General features: G+C 70.5%; 20 protein-coding genes. 7 read left to right on the plus strand and 13 right to left on the minus strand.

The features are described from left to right. Positions 1-29: 29 nt before the first annotated feature. Entirely contained in the window at positions 30-1,085 is a 1,056-nt protein-coding gene (locus ABT147_RS22805; RefSeq protein ID WP_351409145.1) for a LacI family DNA-binding transcriptional regulator, read from the minus strand. 600 nt (positions 1,086-1,685) lie between these two features. Between ABT147_RS22805 and ABT147_RS22810 the strand changes: the two genes are divergently transcribed. The 4 genes from ABT147_RS22810 (at position 1,686) to ABT147_RS22825 (ending at position 6,587) form a co-directional block, all read left to right on the plus strand. Then, positions 1,686-3,050 carry an extracellular solute-binding protein gene (locus ABT147_RS22810; protein ID WP_351408963.1) on the plus strand — a complete coding sequence of 455 codons (1,365 nt, stop codon included), beginning with the start codon at positions 1,686-1,688 and terminating at the stop codon, positions 3,048-3,050. A gap of 6 nt (positions 3,051-3,056) precedes the next feature. Continuing rightward, on the plus strand, positions 3,057-4,067 hold the full coding sequence (locus tag ABT147_RS22815; RefSeq protein WP_351408965.1) for a carbohydrate ABC transporter permease: 1,011 nt from the start codon (positions 3,057-3,059) through the stop codon (positions 4,065-4,067). Between the two features lie 10 nt (positions 4,068-4,077). Next, positions 4,078-4,995 (plus strand): carbohydrate ABC transporter permease, encoded by a 918-nt coding sequence (locus ABT147_RS22820; RefSeq protein WP_351408967.1) that lies wholly within the window; start codon positions 4,078-4,080, stop codon positions 4,993-4,995. Positions 4,996-5,150: 155 nt separating this feature from the next. Next, positions 5,151-6,587 carry a GH1 family beta-glucosidase gene (locus ABT147_RS22825; RefSeq protein ID WP_351408969.1) on the plus strand — a complete coding sequence of 479 codons (1,437 nt, stop codon included), beginning with the start codon at positions 5,151-5,153 and terminating at the stop codon, positions 6,585-6,587. A 107-nt stretch (positions 6,588-6,694) separates the two neighbouring features. Here ABT147_RS22825 and ABT147_RS22830 read toward each other — a convergent pair whose 3' ends face one another. Beyond that, a complete protein-coding gene (locus ABT147_RS22830) occupies positions 6,695-7,180 on the minus strand; it encodes a GNAT family N-acetyltransferase (protein ID WP_351408971.1) in 486 nt (161 codons plus the stop codon). Positions 7,181-7,342: 162 nt separating this feature from the next. Between ABT147_RS22830 and ABT147_RS22835 the strand changes: the two genes are divergently transcribed. Then, a complete protein-coding gene (locus ABT147_RS22835) occupies positions 7,343-7,786 on the plus strand; it encodes an NUDIX domain-containing protein (protein WP_351408973.1) in 444 nt (147 codons plus the stop codon). 10 nt (positions 7,787-7,796) lie between these two features. On the opposite strand, the gene ABT147_RS22840 is transcribed toward ABT147_RS22835, so the two are convergent. The 8 genes from ABT147_RS22840 to ABT147_RS22875 all read right to left on the minus strand — a co-directional run bounded on the left by ABT147_RS22840 (position 7,797) and on the right by ABT147_RS22875 (position 17,457). Further along, positions 7,797-8,318, minus strand: coding sequence for a hypothetical protein (locus tag ABT147_RS22840; RefSeq protein ID WP_351408975.1), 522 nt, complete (start codon positions 8,316-8,318; stop codon positions 7,797-7,799). A gap of 67 nt (positions 8,319-8,385) precedes the next feature. Then, positions 8,386-10,425: a beta-galactosidase gene (locus ABT147_RS22845; protein ID WP_351408976.1), complete on the minus strand. Its 2,040-nt coding sequence runs from the start codon at positions 10,423-10,425 to the stop codon at positions 8,386-8,388. Then, the gene (locus ABT147_RS22850) at positions 10,422-11,777 is read right to left on the minus strand and encodes a glycoside hydrolase family 36 protein (protein WP_351408978.1); all 1,356 of its coding nucleotides are present in this window, start codon (positions 11,775-11,777) and stop codon (positions 10,422-10,424) included. The genes ABT147_RS22845 and ABT147_RS22850 overlap by 4 nt, the downstream gene beginning before the upstream one ends. Before the next feature lie 83 nt (positions 11,778-11,860). Beyond that, positions 11,861-12,778, minus strand: a complete 918-nt coding sequence (locus tag ABT147_RS22855; protein WP_351408980.1) for a carbohydrate ABC transporter permease — start codon at positions 12,776-12,778, stop codon at positions 11,861-11,863. Next, the gene (locus ABT147_RS22860; protein WP_351408982.1) at positions 12,775-13,767 is read right to left on the minus strand and encodes a carbohydrate ABC transporter permease; all 993 of its coding nucleotides are present in this window, start codon (positions 13,765-13,767) and stop codon (positions 12,775-12,777) included. The genes ABT147_RS22855 and ABT147_RS22860 overlap by 4 nt, the downstream gene beginning before the upstream one ends. Beyond that, positions 13,764-15,074, minus strand: a complete 1,311-nt coding sequence (locus tag ABT147_RS22865; RefSeq protein ID WP_351408984.1) for an ABC transporter substrate-binding protein — start codon at positions 15,072-15,074, stop codon at positions 13,764-13,766. The genes ABT147_RS22860 and ABT147_RS22865 overlap by 4 nt, the downstream gene beginning before the upstream one ends. Before the next feature lie 272 nt (positions 15,075-15,346). Continuing rightward, positions 15,347-16,756, minus strand: a complete 1,410-nt coding sequence (locus tag ABT147_RS22870) for a sensor histidine kinase (protein WP_351408986.1) — start codon at positions 16,754-16,756, stop codon at positions 15,347-15,349. Further along, positions 16,753-17,457 (minus strand): response regulator transcription factor, encoded by a 705-nt coding sequence (locus ABT147_RS22875; RefSeq protein ID WP_351408988.1) that lies wholly within the window; start codon positions 17,455-17,457, stop codon positions 16,753-16,755. Before ABT147_RS22875 ends, ABT147_RS22870 begins: the two co-directional genes overlap by 4 nt. A 142-nt stretch (positions 17,458-17,599) precedes the next feature. Here ABT147_RS22875 and ABT147_RS22880 point away from each other — a divergent pair, with 142 nt between their 5' ends. Next, complete coding sequence (locus ABT147_RS22880) at positions 17,600-18,166, plus strand: hypothetical protein (RefSeq protein WP_351408990.1); 567 nt, start codon at positions 17,600-17,602, stop codon at positions 18,164-18,166. 20 nt (positions 18,167-18,186) lie between these two features. On the opposite strand, the gene ABT147_RS22885 is transcribed toward ABT147_RS22880, so the two are convergent. Further along, complete coding sequence (locus ABT147_RS22885; RefSeq protein WP_351408992.1) at positions 18,187-19,059, minus strand: spermidine synthase; 873 nt, start codon at positions 19,057-19,059, stop codon at positions 18,187-18,189. 123 nt (positions 19,060-19,182) lie between these two features. Further along, positions 19,183-19,557, minus strand: coding sequence for a hypothetical protein (locus ABT147_RS22890; RefSeq protein ID WP_351408994.1), 375 nt, complete (start codon positions 19,555-19,557; stop codon positions 19,183-19,185). A gap of 259 nt (positions 19,558-19,816) precedes the next feature. Here ABT147_RS22890 and ABT147_RS22895 point away from each other — a divergent pair, with 259 nt between their 5' ends. Next, positions 19,817-21,328 (plus strand): NsdA family TPR-like regulatory protein, encoded by a 1,512-nt coding sequence (locus ABT147_RS22895; RefSeq protein ID WP_351408995.1) that lies wholly within the window; start codon positions 19,817-19,819, stop codon positions 21,326-21,328. Between the two features lie 49 nt (positions 21,329-21,377). Here the strand turns inward: ABT147_RS22895 and ABT147_RS22900 are convergent, their stop codons facing one another. Further along, on the minus strand, positions 21,378-21,974 hold the full coding sequence (locus ABT147_RS22900; protein ID WP_351408997.1) for a histidine phosphatase family protein: 597 nt from the start codon (positions 21,972-21,974) through the stop codon (positions 21,378-21,380). Between the last annotated feature and the right edge of the window lie 203 nt (positions 21,975-22,177).

The following is a 22,177-nucleotide window of genomic DNA, read 5'->3' on the forward strand; positions in this document are numbered from 1 at the left end:
CGGTCCGACATCAACCGCCCGATCATCCCTCAAGAAGAAGCCCGCGCCACCAGCTCCGTCGGCAGCACCACCTGCCGCCGCTCCAACCCCCGTGACACCGCCGGGCGGCGGTCCGCGATCTCGTCGAGGAGGAGGTCGATCATGGCTCGGCCCATTTCTTCGATGGGCTGGCGGACGCTGGTGAGCGGGGGGTCCATGTGGCGGGCGATGGCCGAGTCGTCGTAGCCGACCAACGCCACGTCGTCGGGTATGCGGCGGCCGGCCTCGCGGAGGACCTGGCGGGCACCGGCGGCCATGACGTCGGACTCGGCGAAGACCGCGTCGAGGTCCGGGCAGCGGGCCAGGAGTTCCTTCATCGCCCTGCGGCCGCCCTCCTCCGTGAAGTCACCGGGGACGATCAGGCGCTCGTCGACCTCGCGGCCGGCGTCCTCCAGGGCCTCCCGGTAGCCCTCGATGCGCCGCTGGGCACCGTAGACGTCCAGGCGGCCGGTGATGGTGGCTATCCGGGTGCGGCCCCGTTCCATCAGGTGCTCCACCGCCGAGCGGCCGCCGCCGTAGTTGTCGGAGTCGACGGAGGGGAGCGTCTCGTGCTCCGAGCGGGGGCCGCTGATGACCGCCGGGATTTCCAGTTGTGACAGCAAATCGGGGAGCGGGTCGTCCGCGTGGACCGAGACCAGGAGGACGCCGTCGACGCGGTGGGCCGCCAGGTACTGGGCCAGGCGGCGGCGCTCCCGGTCGCTGCCCGCGAAGATCAGCAGGAGCTGCATCTCCGTGTCGGACAGCTGGGCGCCCACGCCCTTGAGGATGTCGGAGAAGTACGGCTCCGCGAAGAAGCGGGTCTCCGGCTCGGGCACGACCATCGCGATCGCATCCGTGCGGTTCGCCGCGAGGGCGCGGGCCGCCGTGTTCGGGACGTAGCCCAGCTCCGCGACGGCCGCCTCGACCGCCGCGCGGGTCGCGTCGCTGACCCGGGGCGAACCGTTGATCACCCGGGACACCGTCCCCCGGCCCACCCCGGCCCGAGCGGCGACCTCTTCCAACGTCGGCCGCCCACCGCTCCGGCCCCGTGCTCCGTGGCCTGCCACCATGGTCGCCTCCCGTTCACACCGCGCTGGCGTGGAATCTAACAGTCCTGATCCTCGTACGACGTCCGGGAAGTGGTCATTCGGGTTTCGACGCCGCCGGGGGCCACCCACCCGTGACCGGTCGGTGGCCCGACCTCGGCCGGTCGGTGATCGGTCCGTCCAGCGTCGACCATCGCCGTCGACCACGCCTCCTCCGGGCCAACCGGTTACACGAGTCCAACAGTGCGCCACCCGAGCCCCGGCCCCGGACAGCACCCGAACCGAACCCGACGACCCCCGCCCCCACCCCTCACCCCACCCCCTGTTCCCGCCGACCTCTGAAGCCCCACCCTCACCCGGCCCACCCTCTTCCGGGCATGCCCGACCGTCGGTCCCCGGGTTAGTTAACAGCCCGATAACCGAAGACATCTCTCCGCGCCCGCTCCCTTGACACCCCCGCACGAACCGACGACTCTTCAACACATCACTCGTGGGAGCGCTCCCACAGTACCTGGCACTTACACATCCCGCACGTTCCCCGCCCGAGCCGCAGCATGAACCAAAGGGCCCAACAACGCAGTTGGCCGGGGGGTCGGCACGTCAGGGCATCAGGAGGACGCAATGCGAGCACGTACCCTCCCCCACTCCCGGCTCCGGTCGGGCGGGGGCACCCGTATCGCCCGCAGGACGCGCAGGACGGTGGCCATCGCGGCCGTCGCCGCGCTGGGCGCCGGGCTGCTGGCCGGCTGTGCTGACGACGGCAAGGACGAGGACGGTTCGTCGTCGGACGGCGGTGGCGGTGGCAAGACCAAGATCACCCTGGGGCTCTTCGGCAGCTTCGGCTTCGAGGAGGCCGGCCTCTACGCCGAGTACGAGAAGCTGAACCCGAAGATCGACATCGACCAGACCGTGATCGAGCGGAACGAGAACTACTACCCTCCGCTGGTCAACCACCTCACCACCAACAGTGGCCTGCAGGACATCCAGGGCATCGAGGTCGGCAACATCGCCGAGGTGGTGAACAACTACTCCGACAAGTTCGTCGACCTGTCGAAGTACGGCAAGGAGAGCGACTACCTGCCCTGGAAGTGGCAGCAGGGAACCGCGAAGAGCGGCTCGACGATCGGGCTCGGCACCGACGTCGGTCCGATGGCCATCTGCTACCGCAAGGACCTGTTCGAGGCGGCCGGCCTGCCCACCGACCGCGAAGAGGTCGGCAAGCTGTGGACCGGCGACTGGGCGAAGCTCGTCGAGACCGGCAAGGACTACAAGGCGAAGGCCCCCAAGGGCACCACCTTCATGGACTCGCCCGGCGGCCTGTTCAACGCCATCATCGGCAGTGAGAACGAGCGGTTCTACGACGCCTCCGGCAAGGTCATCTACAAGACGAACCCGGCCGTCAAGAAGGCGTTCGACCTGACGGCCGAGGCAGCCGAGGACGGTCTGGTCGGCAACCAGACGCAGTTCCAGCCGGCCTGGGAGACGACGATCTCCAACAGCAAGTTCGCCGCGATGGCCTGCCCGCCGTGGATGCTCGGCTACATCGAGAGCAAGTCGAAGCCGGAGAGCGCCGGCAAGTGGGACGTGGCCGTGCCCCCGAAGGCCGCCAACTGGGGCGGCTCCTTCCTCGCCGTGCCGAAGTCGGGCAAGAACGCCGAGGAGGCCGCGAAGCTGGCCGCCTGGCTGACGGCGCCCGAGCAGCAGGCGAAGCTCTTCGCCAAGCGCGGCAGCTTCCCGACCGCGCAGGCCGCGTACGATCTGCCGGAGGTGAAGGACGCGAAGAACAAGATGACCGGTGACGCCCCGATCGGCCAGATCTACGCGCCGCTGGCCGCGGAGCTCCCGGTGCAGGTGGTCGGCCCGAAGGACCAGATCATCCAGCAGGGCCTGACCGACAACGGCGTCATCCTCGTGACCCAGGGCAAGTCGCCCAAGGAGGCCTGGGAGAACGCGGTCAAGACCATCGACAACAACCTGGAGAAGTGACCGGTAATGGCCACCCGGCACGACACCGCCGCCGCGCCCCCCACCAAGGAGGGGGGCGCGGCCCCGGCCGGTCCGCCCGTCGAGTCCCCTGAGACGCGTCGGAAGCGGGCCCGGCTGTCCCGCCGCTGGCAGCGCGACGTGCGCTGGAGCCCGTACGCCTTCGTCTCACCGTTCTTCCTGCTCTTCCTCGCGTTCGGCATGTTCCCGCTGCTCTACACGGCATGGGCCTCGCTGCACACGGTGGAGCTGACCGCGCCCACCGACATGGAGTGGGCGGGGCTGCGCAACTACACCCGGATCTTCGACGACGAGTTCTACTGGAACGCGGCGAAGAACACCTTCACCATCGGGATCATCTCGACCGTCCCGCAGTTGATGATGGCGCTGGGCATCGCGCACATCCTCAACTACAAGCTGCGCGCCTCGACCTTCTACCGGGTCGTGATGCTCGCGCCGTACGCCACGTCGATCGTCGCGGCGTCCCTCGTCTTCGTGCTGCTCTTCGGCCGTGACTACGGCATGATCAACTGGTTCCTGGGTCTGTTCGGCGTCGACAACATCGACTGGCAGAACGACAAGTGGTACGCGCAGTTCGCCGTCTCGTCCATCGTCATCTGGCGCTGGACCGGCTACAACGCGCTGATCTACCTGGCCGCGATGCAGGCGATCCCGCAGGACCTGTACGAGTCGGCGGCCCTCGACGGCGCCAGCCGCTGGAAGCAGTTCCTGCACGTCACGCTGCCGTCGCTGCGTCCGACGATCCTGTTCACCATCGTCGTGTCGACGATCGGTGCCTCGCAGCTGTTCGCCGAGCCGCTGATGTTCGACGCCAACAAGGGTGCCTCCGGCGGCCCCCAGCACCAGTTCCAGACGCTCGGCCTGTACATGTACGAACAGGGCTGGGTGAACCAGCACCTGGGCCGTGCCTCCGCCATCGCCTGGACGATGTTCCTGATCCTCATCGTGGTCGGAATCATCAACTACGTCATCTCGCGCCGGCTGCGCGCCAGTAGTTAGGAGACCGGCCGTGACGACGACACTCACCAAACCCCCGGCCGACGCGGTCCCCGAGCCGCCGAAGAACGGCAAGCGCAGGCGCGGCCTGAAGGCGGCGCGCGCGGGCGGGCAGCACCACGCCGGGCCCGTCGCGTACGTCATCCTCGCCGTGTTCACCCTCGTCTCGCTGTTCCCGCTGTTCTGGACGGCGGTCGCGGCATCGCGTGACAACGCGCGGCTGGCGGAGACCCCGCCGCCGTTCTGGTTCGGCGCGAACCTCTTCGACAAGCTCGAAGTGGCCTGGAGCGACGCCAATCTGGGCGAGGCGTTCCTCAACACGACGATCGTGGCGGGCGTTTCCTCGCTGACCATCGTCTTCCTGTCCACGATCGCCGGCTTCGCCTTCGCCAAGCTGCGCTTCCGGGGCCGGGGCGCCCTGATGCTGATCGTGATCGGCACGATGATGGTGCCGCCGCAGCTCCAGGTGATCCCGCTGTACATGATGGTCGCCAAGCTCGACTGGACCGACCAGCTCCAGGCGGTGATCCTGCCCTCGCTGGTCAGCGCGTTCGGCGTGTTCTTCATGCGGCAGTACCTGATCCAGGCGCTGCCCGACGAGATCATCGAGGCGGCCCGCGTCGACGGCGCGAGCAGCTGGCGGGTGATCTGGCACGTGGTGTTCCCGACCGCGCGGCCCGCGATGGCCGTCCTGGGCATGCTGATGTTCGTACAGACCTGGAACGACTTCCTGTGGCCGTTCCTCGTCCTGACCCAACTGGGCAACCCGACCGTGCAGGTCGCGGTGGCCGGCCTGGGCCGCGGGTACACCCCCGACCAGGCCCTGATCATGGCGGGCGCGCTGCTGAGCACGCTTCCGCTGCTCCTGGTCTTCGCGATCTTCGGCAAGCAGATCGTGGGGGGCATCATGCAGGGCGCGGTGAAGGGCTGAGGCCCCGGTTCGCCCTCGTACGTCTTCTCCTCACCGGGGGTCGGGTCACCGCCGCCTCGACCCCCTTTCTCTCCTCCCCTCTCCTTTTCCGTGCCTGTTCCTCTTCCCCCCACCCACCTCCGTCGGTCTGAACGACCACCTATGGGAGCGCTTCCATGCCTGAGCCCACAACGCCGGTGACCTTTCCTCCCGCCTTCCTCTGGGGCGCGGCCACCTCCGCCTACCAGATCGAGGGAGCGGTACGGGAGGACGGCCGTACGCCCTCCATCTGGGACACCTTCAGCCACACCCCGGGCAAGACCGCCGGTGGTGAGACCGGTGACATCGCTGTCGACCACTACCACCGCTACCGCGACGACGTGGCGCTGATGGCGGACCTGGGCCTCAACTCGTACCGCTTCTCCATCTCCTGGTCGCGGGTGCAGCCGACGGGCCGGGGCCCGGCGATCCAGCGCGGTCTGGACTTCTACCGCCGGCTGGTCGACGAGCTGCTGGAGAAGGGCATCAAGCCGGCCGTCACCCTCTACCACTGGGATCTGCCACAGGAGCTGGAGGACGCGGGCGGCTGGCCCGAGCGGGACATCGTGCACCGTTTCGCCGAGTACGCGCGGATCGTGGGCGAGGCGCTGGGCGACCGGGTCGAGCAGTGGATCACGCTGAACGAGCCGTGGTGCACCGCGTTCCTCGGCTACGGCTCCGGGGTGCACGCGCCGGGCCGTACGGACCCGGTGGCGTCGCTGCGCGCGGCCCACCATCTGAACGTGGCGCACGGGCTGGGGGTCGCGGCGCTCCGGTCGGCGATGCCGGCGCGGAACTCGATCGCGGTGAGCCTGAACTCGTCGGTCGTACGGCCGATCTCGAACTCCCCCGAGGACCTGGCCGCGGCCCGGAAGATCGACGACCTCGCGAACGGTGTCTTCCACGGGCCGATGCTGCACGGGGCGTACCCGGAGAGCCTGTTCGCCGCCACCTCGTCGCTGACGGACTGGTCGTTCGTGCAGGACGGGGACGTGGCGACGGCCAACCAGCCGCTGGACGCGCTGGGCCTGAACTACTACACGCCGACGCTGGTGGGCGCGGCGGACGCGGACGCGAGCGGGCCGCGTGCGGACGGCCACGGGGCGAGCAGCCACTCGCCGTGGCCGGGCGCGGACGACGTCCTGTTCCACCAGACTCCGGGCGAGCGTACGGAGATGGGCTGGACCATCGACCCGACGGGCCTGCACGAGCTGATCATGCGGTACGCGCGCGAGGAGGCGCCGGGGCTGCCGCTGTACATCACCGAGAACGGGGCGGCGTACGACGACAAGATGGACGCGGACGGGCGGGTCCACGACCCCGAGCGCATCGCGTATCTGCACGGCCATCTGCGGGCGGTCCGGCGCGCGATCGCCGAGGGGGCGGATGTACGCGGGTACTACCTGTGGTCCCTGATGGACAACTTCGAGTGGGCGTACGGCTACGGGAAGCGGTTCGGGGCGGTGTACGTGGACTACGTGACGCTGGCCCGTACGCCCAAGTCGAGCGCGTACTGGTACGGGCAGGCGGCGAAGACGGGGGCGTTGCCGCCGCTGGTGACGACCTCGGCATAGGGGCCGTACGGCCGTAGGACCGGGGGTTGGGGAGCCCCTGGGGGACGGGGGAGCGGGGGCCCGGGGCGCGGCGCGGCTAGGGGAGCGCCGCGCCCCGGGTGTGGGTGTCAGAGCTGCCGGTAGTAGTACACCGTCGGGAACGGGGTGCAGCCGAGGCTCTCGTACAGGGCGCGGGCCGGGGTGTGGAAGGCGTCGCCGCCGGTGCCGATCTCGACAAGCTTCGCGCCGCGTTCGCGCAGGTCGGCGAAGGCGTGCTCGCACAGGGCGGTGCCCGTACGGTCGCCCCGGTGGTCCGCGTCCACGGCCAGCAGCGTGATCTCGCCGTGGTGCCGGTCGGGGTCGGCCCGCCAGGCGACATGGCCGGCGAGGACGCCGTCGGCGGTCTCGGCGACCGCGATGTACTTGTGCCGGGCCGGGTCGTGCAGCGTGGGGAGCTGCTCGCGGTAGTCGTCTCGCCAGTCGGGGTGCAGGGTGGCGAGGACGAGCCCGTCCAGCAGCCGGCCGACTGAGTCCTCGTAGAAGGGCCGGAACGTGTCGATGGTGAGTTCGGTGAGTCGTGCCAGATCGTCCTGGACGAACGCGCGGATGAGCATGGAGTGGACCTCTCGGTGACCTCGTCGACTGAGGGGAGCAGGGCACGACCGACCCACCGATCACGTGGGACGTGTCGGCGGGCCGACCCTCAGTGGCGCGTGCGCCAGGAAGCGAAGCACTCCATACACGGCATGCTAGCGGCCTACGAAAGGACAGGTCATATGACTTTGCTGGTCGCCGCCGTCATCGTCCACGACCGGGCCGCGGGCCGGGTCGTGCTGCTCCAGCGGGGCGAGAACGCCAGGTTCGCCCGGGGGAGGTGGCATCTGCCGATCGGGAAGAACGAACCCGGGGAGTCCGTCACGGGGACCGCGGTGCGCGAGCTGCACGAGGAGACCGGGCTGACCGTGAAGCCGGAGGCGCTGGAGGTCGTGCACCTCGTCCACGCGGCCCGGGGCGTCGAGGCACCGGACGGCTTCCTCACCGTCGTCTTCGCCACCCACGAGTGGACCGGCGAACTGGAGAACCGCGAACCGCACAAACACGCGCAGGCCCGCTGGGTCGACACCGCCTCCCTCCCCGAGGACTTCGTGGAGGGCGACGCCGGAGCACTCCACGGCTACCTCGCCGGGGGGCCGCGGCTGTCCCTGTACGACTGGGAGTAGCCGGTCGGGCTCAGTCGGCGGGTCCCAGGTTCCAGGCCGCCGGCAGGTCGCCGCCGCAGAAGACGCAGACGTAGTCGTCCTCGCGCACGATGTTGTGCTCCCGGCAGTCGGGACAGCGGCGGAAGATCACCTCGTGGACGAAGCCGTCGGGGTGCGGGAGGCCGGCGCCGTCCAGAGCACGGGCGACGGCCGGCCAGGACGTGACGTCCGGGCAGTAGCCCGTCGACTGGTTGCTGACGTAGTGCACCGCCCAGCGGTCCGCGTCGCGCTCGAAGCCGATCTCGCCCGCGCTCAGCACCTCTTCCCCACCGGCGCAGGCCACATGCTCGCTCCGGCGCGCGGCCAGACGCAGTAGGCCCTCGATGTCGACCACGAACGTGAACGGTTCGAGCAGTTCCGCCGCCGGTCGCCCCGCGAGCCACGCGTCGAGGTCGGCCGCCGAGGTGATCGGGCGGCCTTCACCGCCGGGTCGGACCACGGCCTTCAACTCGGCCGGTCCGACGTACCGGTGACTCCGTCCCCGCGCGCTCACCCGGGACACGGTAGCGGCAGGGCCGCGACTCCGAAGGAGTCACGGCCCTGTTCGCTCGCGGGCGTCGTCAGCGGGGCTCGCGTACGACCGCCACCTCGCCGGGGGTCACCAGCACGGTCGCCGAAGTGCCGTCCGTGGCGATCGCCTTGGCCGTGAGCAGTTCGACGGCGTCGGGTGCGACCTCGATCTCGGCGGGTGAGTCCCCGTGGTTGATCAGGAAGAGGTAGTCCGCGTCCGGGCCCCGGCGCAGGACCGCCTCCACGTCGTCGGGGGTGCTGCGGACCGGCTCGACACCCGCTTCGGCGCGGATGCGGTGCAGGAGGGACGCCAGGGTAGCCGGGTCGGGGCGGGTGGCCAGGTACCAGGCCGTGCCCGTGCCGTGTGCGTGGCGGGTGACCGCCGGGACACCGGTCAGGGGGCCGGAGGTGTACGACGTGACCGCCTCCGCGCCCGCCAGGGCGACCCGCTCGGACCACAGCTCGGCCGTACCGCCGTCGCTCAGGCCCACCGACTCGCCCGGCAGCAGCGGGAACAGCTCGTCCGTGCGGACGCCCAGCGCCTCGCGGAACGCGCCGGGGTAACCGCCCAGCCGGACATGGCAGTTCTCGTCCACCGCGCCGCTGTGGAAGCCGACGGCGAGGGTGCCTCCGGCCTCCGCGAAGCCCGTCAGGTTGGCCGCGCCCGCGTCGTCCACCAGGTACAGGCTCGGCGCCAGCACCAGCTTGTAGGCGGACAGGTCCGCGTCCGGGCGTACGAAGTCCACGGCCACGCCGGAGCGCCACAACGGCTCGTACCAGGCCCGCACCAGGTCCTGGAAGCGGAGCTTCTCGCTCGGCTGGGACGGGAGTTCCACCGCCCACCATGCGCTCCAGTCCCAGACGATCGCCACCTCGGCGACGCCCTCGCTGCCCCGCACCTCCGCCAACGACCGCAGATCGGCGCCCAGTCGGACCACGTCACGCCAGATCTGGCTGTCCGTGCCCGCGTGCGGGAGCATCGCCGAGTGCCACTGCTCGGCGCCCGCCTTGGCGGCCCGCCACTGGAAGTAGGCGATGCCGTCGGCGCCCCGGGCCACATGGGAGAGGGCGTTGCGGCGCATTTCGCCCACCGTCTTCGCGCGGTTGACCGGCTGCCAGTTCACCGCGCCCGTCGAGTGCTCCATCAGCAGCCACGGGCCGCCCGCCAGCGAGCGCACCAGGTCGCCGCTGAGCGCGATGTCGATCTCGGACTCGGGGTCCGTCGACTGGAGGTAGTGGTCGTTGGAGACGATGTCCAGCTCCGGCGCCCAGCGCCAGTAGTCCAGCTTGTCGAAGTTGTACATCACCATGAAGTTGGTGGTAGCGGGGGTCGACGGGGACGCTTCGAGCAGCACCTCCCGCTCCGCCTTGCACAGCGACAGCAGCGCGTCGCTGCAGAAGCGGCGCCAGTCGAGCTGGTGGGTCGGGTTGGGGACGGCGCCCGTGGGGCGGGGCGGGATGATCTCGTCCCAGTCGTAGTACCACTGGCTCCAGAACGTCGTGCCCCAGGCGTGGTTGAGCGCCGCCAGGTCGTCGTCGTACTTCTCGCGGAGCCAGACCCGGAACGCCGCCGCGCTGGTGTCGCAGTAGCACTCGCCGTTGTGGCAGCCGTACTCGTTGTGGATGTGCCACATGACGACGGCCGGGTGGTCGGCGTACCGCTCGCCCAGCACGCGGGCGATCCGCAGGGCCGCCTCGCGGTAGGCGGGGCTCGACGGGCAGAAGGTCTGCCGGCTGCCGTACGAGAGGGTGCGGCCGTCCTTGTCGACCGGCAGCGCCTCCGGATGCTTGACGAAGAACCAGGCCGGCGGGGCGGCCGTCGGGGTCGCCAGGTCGGCGGCGATGCCGTTCTCGTGGAGGAGGGCGAGGATCTTGTCGAGGCGGGAGAAGTCGTACTCGCCCTCGCGCGGCTCCAGGAGCGCCCACGCGAAGATGTTGACGCTGACCATGTTCACGCCCGCCTCGCGCATGAGGCGTACGTCCTCGGCCCAGACCTCCTCGGGCCACTGCTCGGGGTTGTAGTCACCGCCGTAGGCGATCCCGGGGACGTTCAGTTCGCGCTTGGCTTCGCGGTTCGCGTCGCGGTTCATTCGGGGGCCCCTTCGGCTTCCGTGTCCTTGGCCGTGCCCTTGCTCAGCAGTCGGCGAGTCGTGTCCACGCCCCAGGCGTCCAGCGACAGCAGGCGGTCGCTGGAGGCCATCAGGCCACCGGTGGCCTCGACGTGCGCCGCCCAGCGCTCGCGGGTCTCCACGGCGGGGCGGGCCATCAGACAGTCGGGGTCGTTCACCCAGAGGCGGCCGTGCTGCCACTGGCGGCCGACGCCCGTGAACTCGGCGGGGTCCTGGCCGGGCTGGCTGTAGTCGTCCGCCTCGGGGCGGCGGTGCGGGGCCGTGTCGGGGCTGACCCGCATCGCGTCGAAGAGGCCGATGGAGGGGAGGATCGGCGCGCCACAGCCCAGGAGGTAGGCGTCGGGGCCGATGGCGTCACGGATCAGCTCGATGCCCTGGCGGTACGCGGTCAGGGCGTCCACGGAGGCGTGGCGTACGCCGTCCAGGGCGCCCGCGTAGAGGAAGTCGACCTTGAAGTAGTCGTAGCCCTCGGCGCGCAGGGTGGTGAAGACCTCGGTGAGGTACGCCGCCGCCTCGGGGTGGGTGGTGTCCAGGACGTACAGGTCGTGGCCCCAGTTGCGGCCGCCGTGGGTGAGGCCGCCGTCCTCGTCGCGCACCAGCCACTCCGGGTGCTCGGCGGCCAGGGTGCTGGCGGGGTCGACCAGGAAGGGCGCCGTCCAGATGCCTGCGCGGCGGCCTCGCGCCCGGATCGCCTCCGCGATGCCCTCACGGGAGTGGAAGCGGCCGGAGAGGGTGAGCCAGTCGCCCAGGGCCTTCTGGTACCCGTCGTCGATCTGGACGACGTCGATGGGGAGGTCGAGGGTGTCCATCGCACGGAGGTTCTCGTGGATGTCGTCCTCGGTGACGGAGGTGAAGTACTCGTACCAGGAGCACCAGACGGTGGGGGCCGGGCGGGGGGCCGTGAGGCCGAGGCTGTCGGCCCAGTCGGCCAGGGCGCCCTGGATGCCTCCGGGACCCAGGTACGTCCAGTGGTCCACCTTCCCGTCGGCGCTGACCTCGGCTCTGCCGTCCCGCACGACGAGCCGGATCGACGGCACCTCGCCCGTCGGATCGGCGGCCACGAACAGCCAGATCGGGCCGTCCTCCCCCGTCGGGGCGAGCGCGAGCAGGCCCTCGCCCTGGAAGGTGCCGGCGGGCACGGTGTGGCCGGGGCGGTAGCAGACGGTCGCCCAGTTGGCGTTGGTCGGCCGGTATGGGGCGTCGCCGAGGGCGTAGGAGCCGCTGGGGCTCCAGGACTGCCAGCCCTCCTCGTGGACCCTGGCGGTGGCGAGGTCCACGGGCACGGAGGCGACCGGCGTGAAGGGGTGGGACACGGTGGTTCTCTCTCGGAAAGATGCGGAAACGGGTGGCGCCGGGCCCGCTCGGACCCGGCGCCGGACCTGTACGAGGCCTGGTGTCAGCCCTTGTTCGCGCCCAGCGTCAGACCGCCCACGAACTGCCGCTGGAGCAGGAAGTAGACGATCAGGGTCGGGATCGCGGTGAGCAGGGCCCCGGCGGCGACGAGGTTGTTGTCGGTGAAGAACTGGCCGGAGAGGTTGTTCAGCGCCGAGGTGATCGGCATGTTCTCGCCGGTGGAGATCAGGACGAGCGCCCAGAAGAAGTCGTTGTAGATCCAGATGGACAGCAACGTGGCGAGGGCGGCCATCGCGGGCTTGCACAGCGGCAGCACGATCTGCCAGTACATCCGCCACACCGAGGCACCGTCGACGAGCGCGGCCTCGGTCAGTTCGTGCGGCAGCGAGCGCATGTAGTTGCTGAGCACGAAGGCACAGAACCCGGACTGGAACGCGATGTGGATGAGGACCAGACCGAGCGCCGAGTCGTACAGCTTGCCGCTCATCGTGATGCCGGGCAGGTCGATGAGCAGGTACAGGCGGTACAGCGGGGTGATGATGACCTGCTGCGGGAGCAGGTTGCCGGCCGTGAAGACCAGCAGCAGTGCCAGGTTGAGGCGGAAGTCGAAGCGGCTGACGTAGAACGCGACCATCGACGACAGGAACAGCGTGAGCAGCACCGCCGGGACGGCGATGATCAGCGTGTTCACGAAGTAGTGCGTCATGTCGGACTGCGTGAACGCGTTCGTGAAGTTCTCGAAGGTCAGCTTGTCGGGCCAGGAGACATAGCCCTTCTCGCTGGTCTCCGAGTACGGCCGCAGTGCCGCGTAGATCGCCCAGAGCAGCGGGGCGAGCCAGGCCAGCGCGGTGCCGGCCAGGAACACGTGCAGCAGGATCCGGGCGGGGCGGACGGGTGTGCGCTTCTTCTGCGGGCCCGTCACGATGCCGTCGGCGACGGTGGGGGCGGTGGAGGCGCTCATGCGCGGCGCTCCTTCCGGAAGGTGCTGATCAGATACGGAATGATCACGACGAGGGAGATCAGCAGGAGGACGACCGCGATCGCCGACCCGTATCCGATCCGGCTGGACTCACCGATGATGTTGCTGGTCACGAGGATCGACAGCAGCTCGGTGCCCTGGGCTCCGCCGTTGAAGACGAAGACCAGGTCGAAGGCGCGCAGTGCCTCGATGATGGTGACGACCAGGACGACGGTGTTGGTGGGCCGCAGCGTCGGGAAGATGACGTTCTTGAAGGTCTGCCACTCGTTGGCGCCGTCGAGCGCGGAGGCCTCGCGCAGCGAGGGGTCGACGCCCTTCAGGCCGGCCAGGTAGAGGATCATCATGTAGCCGGTGTGGCGCCAGGACGCGGCGATGAGGATGGCCCAGAGGTTGAGGTCCGGGTCGCCGATCCAGTCGATGTACTTGCCCGGTTCGTTGGCGCCGATCAGGCTGTTGATCAGGCCGGTGTCGGGGTTGTACACGAGCTGCCACACGAAGCCGATGACGGCCATGGACAGCACGACGGGCAGGAAGAACGCCGTCTGGTAGACCCGGCTGAACCGGATCTTCTTGTCCAGCTGCACGGCCAGGAACAGGCCCATGGGCGTCGGGATCAGGATCAGGACGACGAACCAGACCACGTTGTGCTCGACGGCCGGCCAGAACTGCGGGTTGTTGGTGAAGAGTTCCTTGAAGTTCTCCAGGCCGACCCACTTGATGGAGTCGAAGCCGATGCCGTCCCAGGTGGTGAAGGCGAGGAGGATCGAGGCGAGGGCCGTCACCCACACCAGCAGCACGTGCAGGATCGTCGGCAGGCCCGCCATCACGCCGAGGACCAGCCGGTCGCGCCTGGTCAGCAGGCGCTTGTGGCCGGTCGCGGGCTTCTTGGCGGGGACATGGGCAGAGCCCGGAAGCGGCGCCTTGGCCGCTTCCGGGTCGCCCGACTTCTCGGGGGTGTCGGTCGTCGTCATGAGGAGGCGAAGATCGTCTTCTTCTGGCGCTCGATCGACGAGAGCAGGCTGTCGATGCCCTTGGGGTCACGGATGAACTTCTGCAGCGAGGGCTGCATCACCGTGGACGTGAAGTCCGGGCGGCTGTCGCGGTCCATGAACTGGGTGAGGCTCTTGGCGCCCGCGATCATGTCGTACGCCTTCTTCTGCAGCGGGGTGTACGACGAGGTGTCGGCGCCGGAGGCGGCGTGGACGACGCTCGGGTCGGCCTTGAGGTAGATGTCCTCGGCCTCCGTGGTGCCCAGGAACTCCAGGAGCTTGACGGCCTCGGCCTTGTTCTTGGGGCTCTTGCTCATCATGAAGCCGTCGGTGGGCGCCTCGACGGTGTCCTGGCCGTACGCCGGGTCGATCTCCGGGAAGGCGAAGAAGTCGAGGTCGTCGAGGTCGTCCTTGTTGGTGAACTGCTGCGCCACGAAGGTGCCCAGCAGGTACATGCCGGCCTTCTTCGACACCAGGGTCTGTGCCGCGTCCTGCCAGGTACGGCCGACGGCGCCCTCCTGGTGGTACGGAAGGAGCTCGGCCCACAGGTCGAAGGCGGACTTGACCTTGGCGTCGGTCCAGGACGCCTTGCCCGCCATCAGCTCGACGTGGAAGTCGTAGCCGTTCTTCCGGAAGTTGATCTGGTCGAAGGTGCCGAGCGCGGGCCAGGCGTCCTTGTCACCGAACGCGATCGGGGTGAGCCCGTCCTTCTTCATCTGCTTGCACAGGGCGATCAGCTGGTCCCACGTGGTGGGGACCTCGTAGCCCTTCTCCGCGAAGACGCTCTTGCGGTAGAAGAGCGCCCAGGGGTACGTGTACAGCGGCACGAAGTAGTACTTGCCGTCCTCGCCCTTGCTGAGCTTCTGCATCGCCTCGGGGAAGTTGCCCTGGATGGTCTTCCACACGTCGTCGATCGGCGAGGCCAGGCCCTTGGCCGCGAAGAACTGCATCCGGTAGCCGGCGAACCAGGTGAACACGTCGTCCGGCGTGCCCTGCAGGTAGGAGTTGATCTGCTCCTGGAAGGTGTTGGAGTCCTTGGTGTTCACGTCGACCGCGATGCCGGACTTCTTCTTGTACGCCGCGTAGATCTCGGCGAACGCCTTCTTCGGGACCGGGTCGGACGCCTTGGAGCCGAGGGTGACGGTCTTCGGGTCGGCGGCCGTGCCGCTGCCACCGCAGGCGCTCAGCAGGGGGATGCCTGCGCCGAGTGCGGCGGCGCCGCCTATGCCACGCAGCAGGGTACGGCGGCTCGGACCGGGCACGGCGAGACCAGAAGGTGTGAGATGCATGTACGGCTCCCTGGGGGACAGGTCGTTCGGTCTCAATGGCCCTCGCCGGTGACTGATCGAAAACAATCAGAAACCAACTCGACCGAACACGTTGGCCGCCATAACAGCTCTATGTCATGTCATACGTCAAGACTTCTTGTCCCCCTTTGTTGAAACGTAATCCCTGGTTGTCGAAACGTGACCGTCACACACGTGAGCCACATCACTCACGGACATGCACCCACATACGGGACACCGTGACCGCACAAGCCCGAACGTCCCCCTCCGCGTGATCATTCGTAGGCGGAGAGTGCCTTCGTGTGTTTGCGCCGGCGTATGGACGCGCCCCGGTGTCCCCGGCGCGCCGACGGCCCGCCGTCCCGGCCCGCGCCCCCGTTCAGCTGGATCCAGATCCGCACCTCGGTGCCGCCCAGCACCGACGACCCGAGGCGCACATCGCCGCCGGTCGACTCGGCGAGTCGGCGGACGATGTCGAGGCCCAGACCGGTGGAGCCGTCGCTGCCGGAGCCCCGGCCGCGCGCCATGGCGGCCTCGGGATCGGCGATGCCCGGCCCGGCGTCGGAGACCAGGACGATCACCGCGTCCTCGCCGTTGTGAACGTCCACCGCGAACGCCGTGCCCTCCGCCGTGTGACGGAAGACATTGCCGAGCAGAGCGTCCAGAGCGGCGGCCAGGTCGGCTCGGGCCACGGGTATGCGGACCGGGCGCTCGACCCCGGCCACCCGCCACTTGCGGCCCTCGTCCTCCGCGAGCGCCGACCAGAACGCCATCCGCTCCCGGACCACCTCGGCCGCGTCGCACCCCGCGCCGGGGCCCGCCACCGCCGTCTGCGGCTTGGCCTCCCGCGCCGTACGGATGATCGTGTCGACCTCCCGCTCCAACTGCTCCACCGCCGCCCGCGTCTGCTCGGCGGCCGGCCCGTCCCCGAGCGAGGCCGCGTTCAGCCGCAGCACGGTCAGCGGTGTCCGCAGCCGGTGCGACAGGTCCGCCGCCAGCTCCCGCTCGTTCGCCAGCAGCTGGACCACCTGGTCCGCCATCGCGTTGAACGCCACCGCCGCCAGCCGCAGCTCCTTCGGCCCCTTCTCCGGCACCCTCGCGCCCAGCTGCCCCTCCCCCAGTTCGTGCGCGCTCTCCACCAGCCGCCGCGCGGGCCGGACCATCCGCACCCCGAGCCTGTCGGCCACCGCCACCGAGCCCACGATCAGCGCGAGGCCCACCCCGGCGAGCACCGCCCACGCCGTCGCGACCCCGTTGCTCACCTCCGACTCGGGCACATACACCTCGACGACCGCTATCTCGCCGGAGCTGAGCGCGGTGGGCTGGAGCAGCGTGGACCCGCCCGGCACCTGAGTGGTGGAGGCCCGGCCCAGCTTCCGCACGGTCGCGATGTCCCGGTCGGACGCCCGCTGCCGGCCCAGATCGAGCGCGGCGGCCCCCGCGCCGTCCGCCGGTATGTGCACCGCCATCCCGTCGTCCGACCCCGCCGAGGCGACGACCCGCTCCAACTGCTCCCGGTCGGTGGTGATCGACAGCGCCGGGGCGATCGCGGCCGCCTCCCGCTCGGCGTTGGAGAAGGCCCGGTCCCGCGCCATCTCCTTGATGACCAGCCCGAGCGGCACCGCGAAGGCCACCACGACCATCGCCGTCACCGCCAGGCACACCTTGACCAGCGCCCACCTCATGGCCGCGCCCCCGCCCCCGGCGGCTCCAGCTTCACGCCGACCCCCCGCAGTGTGTGCAGATAGCGGGGCTTCGCCGCCGTCTCCCCCAGCTTCCGCCGCAGCCACGACAGATGAACGTCGATGGTCTGGTCGTCCCCGTACGACTGCTGCCACACCTCGGCCAGCAGCTCCTTGCGCGGGACGACGACGCCGGGCCGCCCGGCGAGAAACGCGAGGAGGTCGAACTCGCGCCGGGTGAGGTCGAGTCGTACGCCGTCCAGCTCGGCCTGGCGGCGCAGCGGGTCGATCGCGAGGCCGCCGACGCGGATCACCGTGGGCGGAGATGCCTCGCCGGCGGCGGCCCGGGAGCGGCGCAGTACGGCGGCCATCCGGGCGGACAGGTGCTCGACCGAGAACGGCTTGGTCAGGTAGTCGTCCGCGCCCGCGTTCAGCAGCCGGACGATCTCCGACTCGTCGTCCCGCGCGGTCGCGATGATCACCGGGACGTCGGTGATACCGCGCAGCATCTTCAGCGCCTCCGAGCCGTCGAGATCGGGCAGCCCGAGATCGAGGACGACCACGTCGAAGCGGACGTGCGCGACCTCGCGCAGCGCCTCCAGGGCCGTACCGACGCTGCGCACGGTGTGTGCGGCGTCCGTCAGATGCCTGATCAGCGCCGAGCGTACGAACTGGTCGTCCTCGACCACGAGCACACTTGCCATGCGCCGCACCGTACGCCAAACGGGACGGGCCGGTCGGGGCCTGTGGATAACTCACGCGGAGGCCCTGTCCAGGGGCCCGCGCCGAGGCCCCGCACGCGCCGCCCCACGACACCGCCGGGGCTCGTGGGGCAGTATGGCCGCGATGCGCAGAGGACTCCTACACGTACTGGCCTGGCTGCTCGCCACGGGCGCGGCGGTCACGTTGTCGTGGTGGGGCGTCCACACGGTGATGGCCGGCACGGCGTACGACCCGCCCCGCGCCCTGCCCATCACGGCTGCCGACGCCCGGGCCCAGGGAGCCCCCACGCCGATCACGGCGACGGCCCTCCCGGAGCCGTCGAAGAGCGCGGAGGATCCGGAGGAGCGGGAGCGGCAGGGGAAGGACGACGGCGGCGAGCCGTCCCCCACCCCCTCGGGCACCCCCGCGAAGCCGTCGAAGTCCGCGGAGCCCGGCCCGGGTTCGAACACCGGCGCCCCCGCCGCCTCGGGCGAGATCAAGGCGTACGACACCGAGGGCGGCCGGGTGGTCTTCTCGCTCGGCGAGGAGTACGCGACCCTCGTCTCGGCGACGCCCGGCTCGGGCTGGTCGATGCAGGTGTGGAAGACGGAGACCTGGATCCGGGTCGATTTCGCCGCCGGTTCGGACCGGGTGTCGGTGTTCTGCACCTGGCACGACAGCGCGCCCCGGGTGGACGTCCAGAACTTCTGAGCCTCCGGGTGCCGGTGGCCTCAGCGGAACACCGACGGCGGCGGCGCCGGTGAGGCGACCGCCCCCGCGTCCGTCACCGGCACCGCGCCGCCCGTGAAGTCGGTGAGCGCGCGGCCGTGTTCGACGCGGCCGGGGTGCGGGTCGGAGGCGGCGCGACGGGTCAGTTCGGCGACGGGGAGCGGCTGGTCGGAGGCGACGAGGACCGCGTTGCCGAATCGTCTGCCCCGCAGCACGGTGGGGTCGGCGACGAGCGCCAGCTCCGGGAAGAGGACGGCGGCGGTGGCGATCTGGCCGCGCAGATGGGTCAGCGGCGGGCCGTCGGCGAGGTTGGCGGCGTAGCAGCCGCCGGGCTTCACCACCCGCCGTACGTCCGTGAGGAACTCCGTCGAGGTCAGGTGCGCCGGGGTGCGCGCCCCGCTGAACACATCCGCGATCACCAGGTCCGCCCACCCGTCCGGCATCTTCGCGAGCCCTTCGCGCGCGTCCGTGGACCGCACCCGTATCCGCGCGTTCGGGTCCAACGGCAGCTCCCGCCGGACCAGTTGGACGAGGGCCGCGTCGCGCTCGACGATCTGCTGGGTGGAGCGGGGGCGGGTGGCGGCAACATACCGGGCGAGGGTGAAGGCGCCCCCGCCGAGGTGCACGGCGTGCACGGGCCGCCCGGCCGGGGCGACGAGATCGATCACATGCCCGAGCCGCCGCTGGTACTCGAACGACAGGTACGCCGGATCGTCCAGATCGACATGCGACTGCGGCGCCCCGTCGACCAGCAGCGTCCACGCCCGGCCCCGGTCCCGATCCGGAAGCAGCTCGGCGAGCCCCCCGTCGACCTCCTCGACCACGGCCCCGACATCCTGCCCACGCCGCGCGCGCCCCTGCTTCGACCTGCCCATTGCCCCATTATCGAACGCGGGGCACCAGGGCGCGCCCCTATAGGGGCGCGGGGAACCGCGCGATCAGCCACGACGGACCCGCAGCCGCCGACGAACAGAACCCCTACGTCGGCTGGGCGCACCTCACCGACAGTTGTCCGCCGCCTCGATCAACCGCGCCGCCTCGTCCAGCGCGGCCCGAAGCACCGTCGGATCCGTCGCCAGGTCCGCCTCCCCGGGCGGCAACAACCAGCCCGAACCCTCCGCAGGGGCCAGCACCGCCCCCCGCCCGTCGCTCTGCGTACACGTACTCCCCGGCACGTCCCACCCGTCAGCCGTACCGGGCGGCACCAGGAACCCAAGGGTGTCGCAGGTGTCGTCATGCAGCACGGGCCCGACCGTCATGACGGGCCCCACCGCGTCGAGCGCCCCCCGGCGGAGGATGTCGACCGCCTCCAGCCCCTGCCGCGCGGGCACGGTCACCAAATCGCACTCGGAACGGGGTTCGAGGTTCTTCATCCGGGCCTCCCACGCCTTCCAGCCCCCTGCCCAACGCGCCACTCCGTCAACGGCTACGGCGAAACTGCGCCGCAAAGGATGGCAGTTCATGGCAGATCCAGGATGAGATATCCGGTTTGTAGCCAAACCTCGCGTGGGGGCACCGACGGGGCGGGTACGTTCTTGCCCCGCCGGACACAGCGGAACCAACCGTGCAGCACGCACACAAGTCCTGGTGAATCCGGCATGGTTCGACGGCTTCGCGAGAGAGGGCCCGGCCATGACGTCGTCATCGGTGACCTCGTCCCAGTTCCCCCGTCCACAGCGGCCGAACCTCGCCTTCAGGCGGCTGCGCGGGCACCGTTCGCCGGGCGAGTTCGCCGCGGCGGTACGGCGGGCCGCGCGTGAGATCGGCGAGCGGGTGAGCTGTGACGCGCGGTACGTCGGACGGGTCGAGGCGGGCGAGATCCGCTGCCCCAACTACGCGTACGAACGGGTGTTCCTGCACATGTTCCCCGGCCGAACACTGACCGACCTGGGTTTCGCGCCCCGCGCGGAGGTACGCGGTAGGGGGGCGCGCCCCGCCGACGAGGCGCCCTCACCGCGCAACAAGAGCCGCACGCACTCCTCCCACGGAATGAGGGGTGAGACGGAGGAGGCGTACGAGCCGTATGACACGCAAGAGATGTACGACATGCAGGACCCGCGGGGCGACACGGGCTATGTGCGCGGCCGGCGGGGCACGCAGCACACGTACCAGAACCACGAGGAGAGCGACGTGCAACGTCGCGCGTTCATGACCGGAGGTACCGCCGCGGTGGCGGCCGCCTCGCTCGGCCCCTTCGCCCTGGGGGGCACGGCCTCGGCCGCCGGCCGTCCCGTCCACCGGGCGGGCACGGGGGAGGCGGGGGCCCTCGAAGCCGCCGTACGCAAGATCCGGCTGCTCGACGACCGGCACGGGGCGGACGGGCTGTACCGCAGGGCCTCGGCGCCGCTGCGGGCCGCGTACGCGCTGCTCGACGCGGGCACCACCCGGCAGGCCACCGCCGACCGGCTGTACGCGGGGGCGGGGGAACTGGCCATCTCCGTGGGCTGGCTGGCCCATGACTCGGGGCGGTTCGACGACGCCCGCTCGCACTACGCGGAGGCCCTCGCCACGGCCCGGATGTCGGGGGACCCGGGGCTGGAGGCGCACGCGTTCTGCAACACGGCGTTCCTCGCGCGGGACGCGGGCCGGCCGCGCGAGGCGGTACGGGCGGCGCAGGCCGCGCAGCGGGTGGCCCGGCCGCTGGGGTCGCCGCGGCTGATGTCGCTGCTGGCGCTGCGGGAGGCGGGCGGCTGGGCCGGGCTCGCCGACCGCACCGGGTGCGCGCAGGCGCTGGCCCGCGCGCACGCCCTGTTCGGGCGGGGGGCCGGCGAGGCAGACCCCGAGTGGATGAGCTTCTACGGGGAGGCCGAGCTGGAGGGCCTGGAGGCGCAGTGCTGGTCCACGCTGGGCGACTGGCCCCGGGCGGCCCGGCACGCGCGCCGGGCGGCCGGTCTGCAGAACCCGCACTTCACCCGCAACATCGCGCTCTACACCGCCGAGCTGGCCGACGACCTCGCGCGCGGGGGGCGTCCCGACGAGGCCGCTGCGGCCGGTATGCGCGTCCTCGACCTCCTCGACGAGGTCCAGTCCTCCCGCGTCCAGCAGATGCTGGCGGGCACGGCCCGCGTCCTGCTGCCGCACCGGCGGGCGGCGGGCGTGTCGGCGTTCCTGGAACGGCACGCGGGGGTCGCGCGGACGGCGTAGACAGCCGCCTGTCGTAGCTGCGGGCAGATCGTGACGGGCTGCCCGATGGTCAGCCCGCCAGGTGCCCCGTGTCGTTCCAGGACTCGATCGCCGGGTCGCCGTAGGCCCAGCCGAGGACCGACAGGGACGTCGGGTTGAGGCGGATGCGGGCCGCGAAGCCGAGGTCCAGGCCCAGCCAGCGCGCGGCTATGCACCGCAGGATGTGCCCGTGGGCGAAGACCAGCACATCGCGGTCCTCGCTCCGCGCCCACGCGACCACGTCGTCCGCGCGCGCGGAGAGCTGCTGAAGGGTCTCCCCCTCGGGGACGCCGTCGCGCCACATGAGCCAGCCGGGGCGGAAGGCCTGGATCTCCGCGGGGGTGAGTCCCTCGTACGCCCCGTAGTCCGCCTCCATGAGCGCGTCCCACTCGGTGGCCCGGTCGCCGAAGCCGGCCAGTTGGCACGTCTCACGCGCGCGGGAGAGGGGACTCGTCCGGACGTCGACACCGGGCAGCCCGTCCAGGGGTGCCCGGTGCAGGCGCTCCCCGAGGAGCTTGGCGCCGCGCCGGCCCTCTTCGAGGAGCGGGATGTCCGTCCTGCCGGTGTGCTTCCCGAGCAGGGACCATTCCGTCTGTCCGTGGCGGGCCAGCAGGATGCGCGGTGCCATGAGCGACCTTTCCAGGGGCCTTCAGGGAGAAGGGAGAAATCGGAGGCGGATGTTTCCATCATCGCTCACGCTGTCGTGGGGCAACCCGACAGACGATCCCAGCGTCTTGGACATCGTCTTGCTCAAGAGCCACAGCAGCACCACACACAGATGAACATCGACGCAGACACCTGCCGGACGACAGAGGGCAGATGACCGATGGG

Source organism: Streptomyces sp. NPDC001868 (assembly GCF_040297125.1).
In the GTDB taxonomy this organism is placed as follows: domain Bacteria; phylum Actinomycetota; class Actinomycetes; order Streptomycetales; family Streptomycetaceae; genus Streptomyces.

What these genes read in the sequence shown, in the direction of transcription:
- ABT147_RS22835 (WP_351408973.1), top strand. Translation starts at nt 7,343, where the DNA reads ATGACTTTGCTGGTCGCCGCCGTCATCGTCCACGACCGGGCCGCGGGC.
- ABT147_RS22845 (WP_351408976.1), bottom strand. Translation starts at nt 10,425, where the DNA reads ATGAACCGCGACGCGAACCGCGAAGCCAAGCGCGAACTGAACGTCCCC.
- ABT147_RS22825 (WP_351408969.1), top strand. Translation starts at nt 5,151, where the DNA reads ATGCCTGAGCCCACAACGCCGGTGACCTTTCCTCCCGCCTTCCTCTGG.
- ABT147_RS22830 (WP_351408971.1), bottom strand. Translation starts at nt 7,180, where the DNA reads ATGCTCATCCGCGCGTTCGTCCAGGACGATCTGGCACGACTCACCGAA.
- ABT147_RS22855 (WP_351408980.1), bottom strand. Translation starts at nt 12,778, where the DNA reads ATGAGCGCCTCCACCGCCCCCACCGTCGCCGACGGCATCGTGACGGGC.
- ABT147_RS22865 (WP_351408984.1), bottom strand. Translation starts at nt 15,074, where the DNA reads ATGCATCTCACACCTTCTGGTCTCGCCGTGCCCGGTCCGAGCCGCCGT.
- ABT147_RS22890 (WP_351408994.1), bottom strand. Translation starts at nt 19,557, where the DNA reads ATGAAGAACCTCGAACCCCGTTCCGAGTGCGATTTGGTGACCGTGCCC.
- ABT147_RS22895 (WP_351408995.1), top strand. Translation starts at nt 19,817, where the DNA reads ATGACGTCGTCATCGGTGACCTCGTCCCAGTTCCCCCGTCCACAGCGG.
- ABT147_RS22810 (WP_351408963.1), top strand. Translation starts at nt 1,686, where the DNA reads ATGCGAGCACGTACCCTCCCCCACTCCCGGCTCCGGTCGGGCGGGGGC.
- ABT147_RS22860 (WP_351408982.1), bottom strand. Translation starts at nt 13,767, where the DNA reads ATGACGACGACCGACACCCCCGAGAAGTCGGGCGACCCGGAAGCGGCC.
- ABT147_RS22900 (WP_351408997.1), bottom strand. Translation starts at nt 21,974, where the DNA reads ATGGCACCGCGCATCCTGCTGGCCCGCCACGGACAGACGGAATGGTCC.
- ABT147_RS22870 (WP_351408986.1), bottom strand. Translation starts at nt 16,756, where the DNA reads ATGAGGTGGGCGCTGGTCAAGGTGTGCCTGGCGGTGACGGCGATGGTC.
- ABT147_RS22815 (WP_351408965.1), top strand. Translation starts at nt 3,057, where the DNA reads ATGGCCACCCGGCACGACACCGCCGCCGCGCCCCCCACCAAGGAGGGG.
- ABT147_RS22880 (WP_351408990.1), top strand. Translation starts at nt 17,600, where the DNA reads ATGCGCAGAGGACTCCTACACGTACTGGCCTGGCTGCTCGCCACGGGC.
- ABT147_RS22875 (WP_351408988.1), bottom strand. Translation starts at nt 17,457, where the DNA reads ATGGCAAGTGTGCTCGTGGTCGAGGACGACCAGTTCGTACGCTCGGCG.
- ABT147_RS22885 (WP_351408992.1), bottom strand. Translation starts at nt 19,059, where the DNA reads ATGGGCAGGTCGAAGCAGGGGCGCGCGCGGCGTGGGCAGGATGTCGGG.